Raw genomic sequence first — 12,114 nt, forward strand, 5'->3', positions numbered from 1 at the left:
GGCTCTGTGCTGTGGATGAAGGGAGATCGGCTTGCATGCTTAAGATACTTTGAAGTACCCTAATTCAAGAATTAGAATACTGTCAAGTACTGGAATATTTATGACTGAACACAACCAGGGTCGGCGCGGCCGGCCCGCCAACGAGGCGCTTGGCCAAACGATAGTCGACGCCGCGTGCGAACTTTTTGTGGAATTGGGTTTTCAAGCGACGACAATGGACAAGGTCGCCCAGCGGGCGAAGATATCCAAGCTCAGCATCTATCGGCACTTTGAGAACAAGGAAGCGCTGTACAGCGCGGCCATCGCGGCCCACTGCCATCAGTTTGCACCACAGACCCTTATTGAAGGCGTCGACGGTTCGGCGGCAGATCAGCTCATGGCGGTGGGAACATTCCTGCTTCGCACGTTGTTGAGCCCGGATGTGCGCAGTGTCGAAGCCATGATCATGGTCGACAAGACGAATCAAACGTCGTTAAGCAAGCTCCATTACGAAGCCGGCCCCGCCTATGTCATCGCCCAGATCGAGGCCCTGTTGCGTCAGTTGCACGGGAAGGCGGTGCTGAACGTGCCCGATCCTCTGGGGTCCGCCCGCTTGTTTGCCGCGCTTTTCAAAGGCTCCGATCTCCTGATGATCGCCCGCTTCGATGAGGCGAGAGCAGAGGATGAAATCGAATCCTATTGCCGATCGGCCGTCACCCTGTTCATCGCCGCGCATGGTGGTAACGACCGCGCTGGCGGCTAAGCATTTCATTGCTCCAGGCAGCTTGGCCTGAGCCGCTGCCCGGGCCTTGGCAGCTATCACCTGATCTATTCGAGCCAGCAGGCCAAACATCTGCATGGCCCCATGGCTTAGCTGAACACCGAAGAACTCTCAGCTTCGATATCGACCAAGGCGCGCCCTTTCGACCAACGCTTATAATCCGCGGGAGTCATCCCCGTCAGTTGTATAAAAGAACGACGAAATGACGTGTCCTCGTTATAGCCACAATTAAGGGCTACCTGTTTAACGCTGGCCCCTGGTATCTGTAGCAGTACACAGGCCGTCTCTATTCTCACGCGGGTGATGAGTTCTTTAGGCGATTCATTTGTGAGGTTCTTGAAGCGTCTGTGTAAAGTTCGCTCGCTCACATTCAACGCCTTGGCCAGCCCCGCAGCGGTCAGGCCAGGATTTCCGTGTCGAATGATTTGCTCGGTTTCCAGCAGCAGGGGATCGGCATTGTTAATGAATCCTCGGGGCGCGTAGACGGACTGGGGCAATGGCAAGCTATCGGTCACAGAAATATCAGCCGTTAATTTCGCTACCTCCGCGCCTGCCAGGCTCCGGATCACATAAAGCGCCAAATCAATCCACGACAAAGGCCCGCCGGTAGTCACGATGCGATCCTGGGACTCTACTGCGGAACCCCATGCAACCAGCGCCTTGGGAAATCGCTGTTTGAAAACATGGTGGAGCCACCACGTTGTAGTACAGCGCCGACGGTTCAACAGGCCTGCCTCGCCCAGCACAAATGTGCCGGCACACGCCGCACCCACCAGTGCTCCCTGTTGGTGATTGGCTTTAATCCACTGTGCAGCTCGCGTGAGGGATTCAGAGCCAGGTGGCAGCCGATCAGCCCCGAGTGCCATCCCGGTAACAAGTACAGCGTCGCAAGGCCCGACATTTTCAAATGTTGTATCAACGGGGATCACCCGCCCTTGCGGGTCTCGCACTGCGTTGCCATCGGCACTGACTATGATCGTCTCAAACTCGTCGCAGACGTGGGCCTTTAAGGCCGATGGCAACCCCGCCGGTGGAGACCTCAACGCCTGATTGGTCATCCAGAACAAATCAGCCAGCCCGGTAATCGCAGACATCAGGCTGCCCTCTAAAGCAACGATGGCAATGCGCATGGTAATTCCCTGTTTAAAGATCAAGATGGCGAGTTTTGCATGAAATATGGCCGATCCGAGCCCTCACGGTTTTAGCAGAGTCTCCCTAGACTTGCAGCACAAACTGTAGAGACGGCCTGCATGAAAAAGCTATTGCACCTAAATGTTCACTGCGCAAAAGAACGTTTGTGGGCGTTTCTAAGGTGGTCAGGTCGACTCACTTTCACAGTGGGAGCGTTCCTGCTGATATCTGGAGGCTCCGCCATGGCGGCAACAACCGCACACCCCGTGCCTAATATCGTGCTGGTACATGGTGCTTTCGCAGATGGCTCGAGTTGGTCGGCAGTGATGGAGCGATTGACTGCGATGGGCTATCACGTCACCGCTGTCCAGAATCCATTGACGTCATTGAGTGATGACGTAATCGCCACGGAGCGCGTTCTGCGCAGGCAAAAGGGCGATGTACTGCTGGTGGGACACTCGTGGGCTGGCGCGGTGATAACACAGGCTGGCAACGCCAGTAATGTAAAAGGCCTGGTCTATCTATCCGCGCTCGTGCCTGACAGTGGTGAGTCTGCTGCGGATCTCTTGGCGCGGTTGAAGGCGCCAATGACGGGCCTCAGCCCGGATGCGGATGGGCTGCTTTGGCTGGATGACCCAGCGCAATTTCATCACGTGATGGGCGCAGACCTGGCGATGTCAAACGCACGGTTTCTGTCATCAGTGCAGCAGCCAATTGCCGCCGTCTGTTTCGCCGCAAAGGTCAAGCATGCGGCCTGGCATGACAAGCCAAGTTGGTACTTGCAAACAATCGATGACCAGGCACTTCCCTACCCGGTACAGCAAACCATTGCGCGCCAGATTGGCGCCAGGACCTTGTCTATTCGATCCAGCCACCTGTCATTGATTTCTCAGCCCGATGCAGTAGCCAAATTCATCGACCGTGCTGCCAGCGAATCGGAAAGATGAGCCTCTGCCCACAAACAACGTTGATAACAACGCTTTTCCACTCCCGAGGAAATCAAGAATGAAAGTGCTCCATATTGACTCCAGCATCATGGGCAAAGATTCCATCACCCGAGATCTTACCGCCTCCATCGTTGCGCACATTCAAGCCAGTAATCCTGGTGCCCACGTGCAGCGCCGCGACCTCGCCGACCAAGAAGTGAGACACCTGAGTGGCTCAATTGCCGCAGGGTTTCGACAAATGGGAAACAGTGATTTTTCGGCAGAAATTTTATTGGAGCATCAACTCTCGGAAACGCTGGTGACCGAGTTTCTCGCGAGCGAAGTGCTCGTAATCGGTGCGCCAATGTACAACTTCAGCGTTTCGACTCAGTTGAAGGCTTGGTTAGACAGAGTCGCGCAGGTGGGGCGCACGTTCAAATATACCGAACGCGGCCCTGTTGGCTTATGCGGCGGGAAGCGCGTCATCGTGGCATCGGCGCGCGGAGGTTTTTACGCTGAAGGTCCTTTTCAGAACATGGACTTTCAGGAAAGTTACCTGAAAGCGTTTTTTGGCTTTCTGGGAATTGACGATATCGAATTCGTTCGTGCCGAAGGCGCCTCTAAAGGCGAGCAGGTTCGCGATAACGGCGTAACGCTGGCCAAAAACGCCATTACCTCGGCAGTGGCACACTTGTCAGCCGCCTACTAATAACCATTAAAGCCAGGAGATTAACGGATGCTTTACGCCATAAAGTTGACCTACACCAGTTCTGCCGAACAGATTCGGGAGCACCTGGATGCGCACAAGGGCTGGCTGATCAAATACATCGGATCGGCACATGTGCTTTTCGCCGGCCCGCTCATGGATAAGAGTGGCGGATTCATTCTTGCCCACGCCCATCAGTTGTCAGACATTCAGAAAATAATGGCCGAGGATCCTTTTGTTGCCCACAGGCTTGTAAGCCTCGACATAATTGAGTGCGACCCGGCAATTCGCTCGACGGATTTCGCAGCACGCTGGGCCGAGAATGCGCAGTCTGTATAAATGACCGGTGAGTTTGGAAACAACAGGCTGCTTTAGACGAGGGGTCCAGAAATACCAACTTTGTCGACTCTTCACACCAATCTTTGGCTTGCCTGCACCACCGCGATTCGATGAGTAATCCGATTCTATACGCTATGTAGAAGCGTTCCTCATCATTCACCTCTGATTGATCTGGAACTCCCCATGGATATTTCTTTCACGACCTTGGTTCTATTTGCTACGTCAGTGGCGATTCTAATGATCACGCCCGGAGCGGACATGATCTACATCCTGTCTAATTCGATCAGTAATGGTGCCCGCGGGGGTATGGCTGCAATTCTTGGCGTGGCGAGTGGCGCGTTTTGTTATGTGCTTCTGGCGATAGCGGGTGTGGCGGCCCTGATCGCCGCATCTCCACTGTTGTATGGCCTGTTGGTAATAGCAGGCGCGGCATACCTCTCCTGGCTGGGTGTGGGCCTGCTCCGCTCCGGTCAATCGGTGACACAGGTCCAGGGCGGAATCAGGGCAACTTTCTGGCCCGTCTACCGACGCGGGTTGATGACCAACTTGTTCAACCCGAAGGCGATGATGTTCACCCTCTCATTCATGCCGCAATTCATTCCACAGCACGCAAGTCATAAAGCACTTTCGATGCTTTATCTCGGTGTCGTCCTGGTAGTGGTCATGATTTTAGTAGAGCTGCCCCTTGCGCTCTGTGGACGACAGATTGGCCTTAAGTTAGGTAATAATCCACGCATTGGTGTGTGGATCAACCGAGTCGCAGGGGCGTTGCTGCTGTCCATTGGTGTTTTTCTTGTACTCTCTAACGTCTTCTAAACCGTCTTGCCCAGGATAGTCGTTGGACAAATAACGGTCATTCCCTTTGGAAAACCACAGCGCTAGAACACAAAGCTATGCCCTAACTCCACCTCCATCCACCCCAAGAACCGCCTGACCCTGGGAAAACTGGAGTGCGCCTTCGGGAACACCAAATGGTGGGCGGCAACCGCAGCGCTCAACGCTTCGGGGGCGACTTCAACCAGCGAACCGTTGGCCAGGTATTTTTGCGCCAGCAGCGTGCTTTCAAGGGCGAACCCCAGGCCGTGGCTCGCGGCTTCCAGGCTCATGTAGGAACGGTCGAAACTCAAGGCGTAGGGCTTTTCGGGGCGCGCCAGGCCATGCTGGGCGAACCACTCAGGCCACCTGAGCAAGGTTGCTTCGGAAAGGATCAGCTCTTGTGCCAGGAGATCCGCGGCGTTTTCTACCGCGCAGCGCGCGATCAGCTTGGGCGAGGCCAGCACCGCGAAACTTTCGTTGCGTACGGTGCGCACTTCATAGCTGGGCCAATTAGGCCGGCCGTGACGAATATCCACATCGATCTTGTCCTGGCTGAAATGCAGCGACTCATAGGAACACGACAAATTGATCTGGATGTCCGGATTGCTCGCGCGAAACGACTCCAACCGCGGCATCAGCCAGAGCAAGCCAAAGCTGGGGGCCGAATGCAGCCGCAGGCAATCCAGGCTGACGTCACTCGCGGCGCGCTCGGTGGCGACCTCAAGGCTCTGCAACAGACCGGAAATATCCTTCAAGTACTGCTCACCCACTGGCGTCAGGGTCACCCCACGCGCTGCCCGCACAAACAACTGCCGACCAATCATCACCTCCAGCTTGGCCAGTTGATGGCTGATCGCTGACGGTGTGAGGTCGAGCACTTCGGCGGCCCTTGCCAGGTTGCCGAAACGGGCTGTCTGCTCGAAGGCCTGAATGGCTCTCAGCGGTGGCAGATTGGAGGTGGGGATATCGTCCTGGCGCATCGGTATTCAGCCTATTGTTTTTTGGGGCGCGGGCGGATCGTGCCATTCAAGCATTTGCGGTCCACATTGACGAGTGCTGAATTTTATTCATGTAGCAGTGAGGTTTGCGTTATTGCTCGGCCCGTCGACGGGGACCACTCTGAGCCATCGATCGCTGAATCGAACCATAAAAACAATCAGAGGTATCCCTCATGCTTCTTCAAGGCAAAGTCGCGATTATTACTGGCGCCGCATCCGCACGCGGCATCGGCCGCGCAACCGCGCTCACCTTCGCCCAACACGGCGCCCGCGTTGTCATCCTGGATCTCGACGAGTCCGCCGCCCGTGACGCCGCGGCCACCCTCGGCGAAGGCCACCTGGGCCTGGCTGCCAACGTGGCCGATGAGCAACAAGTCCAGGCTGCGGTCGCCAAGGTGCTGGAGCACTACGGCCGTATCGACATACTCGTCAACAATGCCGGCATCACCCAGCCCATCAAGACCCTGGACATTCGCCCGAGCGATTACGACAAGGTCCTGGATGTCAGCCTGCGTGGCACGCTGTTGATGTCCCAGGCGGTGATTCCGGTGATGCGCGCCCAGGCTTCGGGCAGCATCGTCTGCATGTCATCCGTATCGGCCCAGCGCGGCGGCGGCATTTTCGGCGGCCCGCACTACAGCGCCGCCAAGGCCGGCGTGCTCGGACTGGGCAAGGCCATGGCCCGCGAATTTGGCGCGGACAACATTCGCGTCAACGCCATTGCGCCAGGCCTGATCCATACCGACATCACCGGGGGCCTGATGCAGGATGAGCGCCGCCACGCAATCATCGAAAGCATCCCTCTGGGTCGGCTTGGTGCCGCGCAGGATGTTGCCAATGCGGCACTGTTTCTCGCCAGCGACTTGTCCTCCTACCTCACCGGCATCACCCTGGATGTCAACGGCGGCATGTTGATCCACTGACCACAGGTGCCAGCACCCGCTGTCCATTAAGTTCTGGATCGAAGATACGTCGGGCTTCAAGCCCGGCGTTCTATAAAAACAAGAGATCAGACCCTCATGATGACCACCATGACGCTCGACACTGTGTCCACAGTGCGCGCAAGCGCGTATCGCAAAACTGCCTGGCGATTGATGCCTTTCCTGATGCTGTGCTACCTGTGCGCCTACCTGGACCGGGTAAACGTCGGGTTTGCAAAGCTGCAGATGATGAATGACCTGTCCCTGAGCGAAACCGTATACGGGCTCGGCGCGGGCATGTTCTTTCTTGGCTATTTCCTCTGCGAAGTGCCGAGCAACCTCATCCTCCACAAAGTCGGTGCCCGGCGCTGGATCGCGCGGATCATGATTTCGTGGGGCATTATCTCCGCCCTCTTCGCCTTCGTGGAAACGGCCTGGCAGTTCTATGCGCTGCGCTTCCTGCTCGGTATCGCCGAAGCCGGGCTCGCACCGGGCCTGCTGCTCTACCTCACCTACTGGTTCCCCTCCTACCGCCGCGCCAAAATGACCGTGCTGTGGTTCATCGCCATCCCGCTCTCCGGCATGATCGGCGGGCCGCTCTCGGGCTACATCATGACCCAGTTCGCCGGCGTACATGGCTGGGCGGGCTGGCAGTGGATGTTCGTGCTCGAAGCCATTCCGACCGTCATCGTTGGCCTGATGGTGCTGGCTTACCTCAAGGACGGCGTGCACCAGGCGACCTGGCTCACCGATGAAGAAAAAGCGCTGGTCAGCAAAGAACTCGCCGAGGACAACAGCCGTAAAGTCACCCATGCATCGGTCGGCGCCTTCCTGCGCGACCGCCGCCTGTGGATTCTCGCCTGCATCTACTTTTGCGTGGTCATGGGCCAGTACGCGATCACCTTCTGGCTGCCGACCCTTATCCGTAATGCCGGCGTTGCCGACCCGATGCACATCGGCTTGCTCACCAGCCTCCCCTACCTGTGCGCCATTGTCGCGATGGTGCTGATGGGGCGCAGCGGCGACAAGCACCAGGAGCGCCGTTGGCATCTGGTGGCGCCAATGCTTGCCGGTGCGCTGGGCCTCACGTTGGCGGCGGTGTTCGGCACCCACCTGATGCTGTCGGTGTTGTGCCTGTGCCTTGCGGCAGCAGGCGTGCTGTCGGCGTCGTCACTGTTCTGGATGCTGCCGACCACCTTGCTCGGTGGCGTCTCCGCCGCTGCCGGGATCGCTGGAATCAACAGCTTTGCCAATCTGGCGGGTTTCTGCTCGCCCTACCTGATTGGTTGGATCACCACCACGACCGGTTCGAGCGCCATCGGTATGTACCTGATTACCGGTGTGCTGTGCATCGGTGCCTGCCTGGTGCTGCGCATTCCTGCCGCTTCGGTCAATCGTTGAGTTAACGGAGAACTTCCATGACTGCCACTTTATCTCGCGCGTCCTCCACCACGCTGGTGCAGCGCGCCCATAACATTCGCCGCCATGCCTTGCGCATGGGCCAAGTCCAGGGCCAGGGCTATGTCGGCCAGGCGCTGGGCGCGGCAGACTTGCTCGCCGTGTCGTACTTCCACGCCTTGAACTACAAGCCCGAAGACCCGGAATGGGAACAGCGTGATCGCTTTTACCTTTCCATCGGCCACTACGCGATAGCCCTGTATGCGGCGCTGATTGAAGCGCAAATCATCCCACTGGATGAACTTGAAACCTACGGTTCGGATGACAGCCGCCTGCCCATGTCCGGCATGGCCGCCTACACCCCCGGCATGGAGATTACCGGCGGCTCCCTGGGCCAGGGGCTGGGCATCGCAGTGGGTGCCTGCCTGGGCTTGAAGCGCAAACAGTCCGCCTCATTCGTCTACAACCTGCTGTCGGACGGCGAGCTGAATGAGGGATCCACCTGGGAAGCGGTCATGTCCGCTTCGCACTGGAAGCTCGACAACCTGATCGCCATTGTCGACGTGAATAACCAGCAAGCCGACGGACATTCCAGCGAAGTGCTGGCATTTGAACCCATCGTTGACCGCTGGCAAGCCTTTGGCTGGTTCACCCAGCGGGTAGACGGTAACGACCTGGATGCCTTGGTCAAGGCGTTCGACGCGGCCCGCAGCCACCCCGGCGCACAACCGCGCGTCATCATCTGCGATACCAAAATGGGCAAAGGCGTGCCGTTCCTGGAAACCCGCGAAAAGACTCACTTCATCCGCGTCGACGAGCATGAATGGGATGTGGCCCTGAACAACCTGGAAGAAGGCAAAACCGTATGAGCAACGCACACAAGACTGACGTTCAGGCACCCGCAGCGGCGAAGAAAAAGCTGACCACCTCGGCGATGATTGCCTCGATTGCCGCTGAAGGCCAGGCCACAAAACCAGCGCCATTCGGTCACGCATTGGCCGCACTCGCGGACCAGCGCCAGGACATCGTGGGTTTATCGGCTGACTTGTCCAAATACACCGACCTGCACATTTTTGCCAAGGCGCATCCGGAGCGTTTCTACCAGATGGGCATGGCCGAGCAACTGTTGATGAGCGCGGCAGCCGGCATGGCTCGGGAGGGGTTCGTGCCCTTCGCTACCACTTACGCGGTGTTTGCGTCGCGCCGGGCCTATGACTTCATCTGCATGGCGATTGCCGAGGAAAACCTCAACGTCAAAATCGTCTGCGGCCTGCCGGGCCTGACCACCGGGTACGGCCCCAGCCACCAGGCAACGGATGATCTGGCGATTTTCCGCGCCATGCCCAACCTGATGATCGTCGACCCCTGCGATGCCCTGGAAATCGAACAAGCCGTGCCCGCCATTGCTGCGCATCAAGGGCCGGTCTACATGCGGTTACTGCGCGGCAACGTACCGCTGGTGCTCGACGAATATGGCTATACATTCGAGATCGGCAAGGCCAAGACCCTGCGCACGGGCAATGAGGTTTTAATCATTTCCACCGGTTTGATGACCATGCGCGCCCTGGAAGCCGCCAAGGAACTACAGGCAGATGGCGTGGATGTCGCGGTGCTTCACGTGCCCACCATCAAGCCTTTGGATGAGCAGACCATTCTGGCTGAAGCCAGAAAGCCGGGACGACTGGTAGTGACGGCCGAAAACCACTCCATCATTGGCGGATTGGGCGAAGCGGTGGCAACCGTGCTGTTGCGCAATGGCGTTACCCCGACGTTCCGGCAAATAGCGCTGCCGGACGCGTTTCTCGATGCGGGAGCGCTTCCGACGTTGCACGATCGCTACGGTATTTCCACCCAGGCTGTGTGCGCGCAGATCAAGGGTTGGCTATAGGGTTTGAACCTGCCGGGGACTGAATGAGTCCCCTGCAGGAGTGCCTCCGTTTGAGGTGGGGCCGCTCAGGACGCTACAAACGAAAAGCCGCGACTGGCCGCACTGCGCTCATATTCCAGGAGACACTCATAGTCAGCCTCACTGGCCGGCAGGACTTCCTTGATCGCGAGGTCACGGGACACCTCAGGAAGCTGCCCCAAGGCTTCGTTCATTGCGTTTCTGATTGAAACGGCGTCCTGACCAATCGAGGTGATGTAAGGCAGGCAGGGACTGCGCGCACTTCGTGTCAGGATCCTGAGGCCTTCGATCTCGTCACTGTGATCTCTCGCAAGATAGTCGTAGGTGACACTGTCGATGGAAGCCAAATCACCCTCGCCTTCTCTAAGCCTTCGCAGGCTCTCCCTGTGGGATCCGGTGAAGGTGAGTTTCGAGAAGAAACCTCGGTCGCTGATCCCGGCCAGCGTGTGGCGAAATAAATTCATTCCAGAGTTGGAATCCAGGGCGTTGATCAGGCCATGGCGCCCCTGGAAACCCGCCAGGTCAATCACGGCCGAATCAGCCCTGCAGAGCAGCAAACTGCAATGGTCCCCGCCGGAGCCATGGGTAAGCTCATAGCTCGGGCGCCCTACCAGCTTTACCTTTCCCCGCAGCGACGTAACGAATGGATAGCCGCAGGTCTGGGATAACAACAGATCCGGGGAAAGCCAGTGCGCCGCGAGATCAACGACCTGTGTTTGCCCACGGCGCTCGCCGAGAATCGCCAGGATGCGCTCAAGCCAGGCATCCTGTGCGTGTAGAACCCTGGCGGGAGCGAGGTACATGGATAGATCGCTGGTCATATGACATCCATTCAGAGGGTGCGATTGATACTGCTCACAACAGGAAACGGTTGGCCGGCGTCTTCAAGCCCAAGCGATCCCTCAGTGTCCCGGGCTCATATTCCTGGCGGAACACCCCTCTGGCTTGCAGCAGAGGCACCACGCCACGGGTGAAGGTTTCGAAGTCAGTGGGCAAAAACGGAAACATGAGGTTGTAGCCATCGACGGCATTCGACTCGTATAACGCTGAAAGCTTGTCGGCAATATGCTCCGCCGTTCCGATCAACAGCCAGGTGCTGGAGCTCTTGACCAACCGGCGCCCTATTTCGCGGATGGACAGGGAGGTGTCGTACTGCTTGAGCAGGGCCAGCTCGGTTCGAATGCCATCAAACTCGGACTCATCCGGCAACGCTGGCAACGGGCCGTCCGGCGATAGTCCTGTCAGGTCCAGGCGGGTGTAGCTGGAGACCAGGTCAATCGCCACCGCATCGATAATCAGGCTGTCCTCCAGGTGCCGACGTCGTTCCCCCTCAGTCTCATCCCCGAGCACCACCGGCAGCACGCCGGTGATGATTTTCAGATCACTGGAATGCCTGCCCTTCAACTCGAGTCGGCGATTCAAATCGGCCCTGTACGCCAGTCCCTCCTCGACCGAGTTGATAAAACAGAAGTGTACGTCCCCATGGGCGGCGGCCAGGTTCTTGCCGGCTTCAGAAGACCCCGCCTGGGCAAGGACCGGATGCCCCTGGGGTGGACGCGGCACGTTAAGCGGCCCACGTACGCTGAAATGTGCGCCTTTGTGATTGATCGGGTGGATTTTCGAGGGGTCGGCAAAGTCGCCGGTGCCCTTGTCAAATTCAAGCGCGCCCTCCTCCCAGGAGTCCCAAAGCTGCTTGACGACCTGGATGAACTCCTCGGCCCGCAGATAACGATCGCCGTGTTTCGTCACGCCTGACAATCCGAAATTCGAAGCCTCTTCTTCCAGCCAGGACGTCACGATATTCCAGCTGGCCCGCCCTGCGCTGAGGTAGTCCAGCGAAGCAAAATAGCGCGCGAGGTTGAAGGGCTCGTTATAGGAAGTCGAAGCCGTGCCCATCAGCCCGATGTGCTCGGTAACCGCCGCCAGTGCGGACAACAGCGTAATCGGTTCCAGGCGGGCGTTGGCATAGTGCCTCAGCCCGCTGGCCACGGAGTCCCAGACCGCAACGTGATCCGCAACAAAAACCGCATCAAACTTCGCCGCCTCCGCCGCCTGCACCAGTTTTACGTAGTAACCCAGGGTCAATATCTCTTGGGTCGGTGCCTGCGGGTGGCGCCAGGAAAAACGATGATCGCCCTGGGGGTTAAAAAAGAACAAATTCAAAATCATACTTTTATTCGACATAACGCCTCCGCGACCTTACCCACGTCGCAT

General features: G+C 57.9%; 13 protein-coding genes. 9 read left to right on the forward strand and 4 right to left on the reverse strand.

What is annotated here, in order from left to right:
* Positions 1–100: 100 nt before the first annotated feature.
* A complete protein-coding gene (locus BLQ09_RS18065) occupies positions 101–742 on the forward strand; it encodes a TetR/AcrR family transcriptional regulator (RefSeq protein ID WP_027605730.1) in 642 nt (213 codons plus the stop codon).
* Between the two features lie 107 nt (positions 743–849).
* On the opposite strand, the gene BLQ09_RS18070 is transcribed toward BLQ09_RS18065, so the two are convergent.
* Positions 850–1,890 (reverse strand): GlxA family transcriptional regulator, encoded by a 1,041-nt coding sequence (locus tag BLQ09_RS18070; protein ID WP_027605729.1) that lies wholly within the window; start codon positions 1,888–1,890, stop codon positions 850–852.
* Between the two features lie 243 nt (positions 1,891–2,133).
* Between BLQ09_RS18070 and BLQ09_RS18075 the strand changes: the two genes are divergently transcribed.
* The 4 genes from BLQ09_RS18075 to BLQ09_RS18090 all read left to right on the forward strand — a co-directional run bounded on the left by BLQ09_RS18075 (position 2,134) and on the right by BLQ09_RS18090 (position 4,678).
* Positions 2,134–2,838: an alpha/beta fold hydrolase gene (locus tag BLQ09_RS18075; protein ID WP_092358100.1), complete on the forward strand. Its 705-nt coding sequence runs from the start codon at positions 2,134–2,136 to the stop codon at positions 2,836–2,838.
* A 58-nt stretch (positions 2,839–2,896) separates the two neighbouring features.
* Positions 2,897–3,526, forward strand: coding sequence for an FMN-dependent NADH-azoreductase (locus tag BLQ09_RS18080; protein WP_027605727.1), 630 nt, complete (start codon positions 2,897–2,899; stop codon positions 3,524–3,526).
* Between the two features lie 27 nt (positions 3,527–3,553).
* Complete coding sequence (locus BLQ09_RS18085; protein ID WP_027605726.1) at positions 3,554–3,862, forward strand: YciI family protein; 309 nt, start codon at positions 3,554–3,556, stop codon at positions 3,860–3,862.
* 183 nt (positions 3,863–4,045) lie between these two features.
* A complete protein-coding gene (locus BLQ09_RS18090) occupies positions 4,046–4,678 on the forward strand; it encodes a LysE family translocator (RefSeq protein WP_027605725.1) in 633 nt (210 codons plus the stop codon).
* A 62-nt stretch (positions 4,679–4,740) separates the two neighbouring features.
* Here BLQ09_RS18090 and BLQ09_RS18095 read toward each other — a convergent pair whose 3' ends face one another.
* Positions 4,741–5,658: a LysR substrate-binding domain-containing protein gene (locus tag BLQ09_RS18095; protein ID WP_027605724.1), complete on the reverse strand. Its 918-nt coding sequence runs from the start codon at positions 5,656–5,658 to the stop codon at positions 4,741–4,743.
* A 191-nt stretch (positions 5,659–5,849) separates the two neighbouring features.
* Here BLQ09_RS18095 and BLQ09_RS18100 point away from each other — a divergent pair, with 191 nt between their 5' ends.
* From BLQ09_RS18100 to BLQ09_RS18115, 4 genes are all read left to right on the forward strand, one after another.
* Complete coding sequence (locus BLQ09_RS18100; protein WP_027605723.1) at positions 5,850–6,599, forward strand: SDR family NAD(P)-dependent oxidoreductase; 750 nt, start codon at positions 5,850–5,852, stop codon at positions 6,597–6,599.
* 96 nt (positions 6,600–6,695) lie between these two features.
* Positions 6,696–7,997: an MFS transporter gene (locus BLQ09_RS18105; RefSeq protein ID WP_092358102.1), complete on the forward strand. Its 1,302-nt coding sequence runs from the start codon at positions 6,696–6,698 to the stop codon at positions 7,995–7,997.
* 17 nt (positions 7,998–8,014) lie between these two features.
* Complete coding sequence (locus BLQ09_RS18110) at positions 8,015–8,863, forward strand: transketolase (protein ID WP_027605721.1); 849 nt, start codon at positions 8,015–8,017, stop codon at positions 8,861–8,863.
* Complete coding sequence (locus tag BLQ09_RS18115) at positions 8,860–9,882, forward strand: transketolase family protein (protein ID WP_027605720.1); 1,023 nt, start codon at positions 8,860–8,862, stop codon at positions 9,880–9,882. Before BLQ09_RS18110 ends, BLQ09_RS18115 begins: the two co-directional genes overlap by 4 nt.
* A 65-nt stretch (positions 9,883–9,947) precedes the next feature.
* Here the strand turns inward: BLQ09_RS18115 and BLQ09_RS18120 are convergent, their stop codons facing one another.
* Together BLQ09_RS18120 and BLQ09_RS18125 are read right to left on the reverse strand one after the other, a co-directional pair.
* Complete coding sequence (locus BLQ09_RS18120) at positions 9,948–10,721, reverse strand: phosphate/phosphite/phosphonate ABC transporter substrate-binding protein (protein WP_092358104.1); 774 nt, start codon at positions 10,719–10,721, stop codon at positions 9,948–9,950.
* Positions 10,722–10,755: 34 nt separating this feature from the next.
* Positions 10,756–12,084: an LLM class flavin-dependent oxidoreductase gene (locus BLQ09_RS18125; RefSeq protein ID WP_092358106.1), complete on the reverse strand. Its 1,329-nt coding sequence runs from the start codon at positions 12,082–12,084 to the stop codon at positions 10,756–10,758.
* Positions 12,085–12,114: the final 30 nt, after the last annotated feature.

This window comes from Pseudomonas sp. NFACC25 (assembly GCF_900100935.1).
Lineage (GTDB): Bacteria > Pseudomonadota > Gammaproteobacteria > Pseudomonadales > Pseudomonadaceae > Aquipseudomonas > Aquipseudomonas marginalis.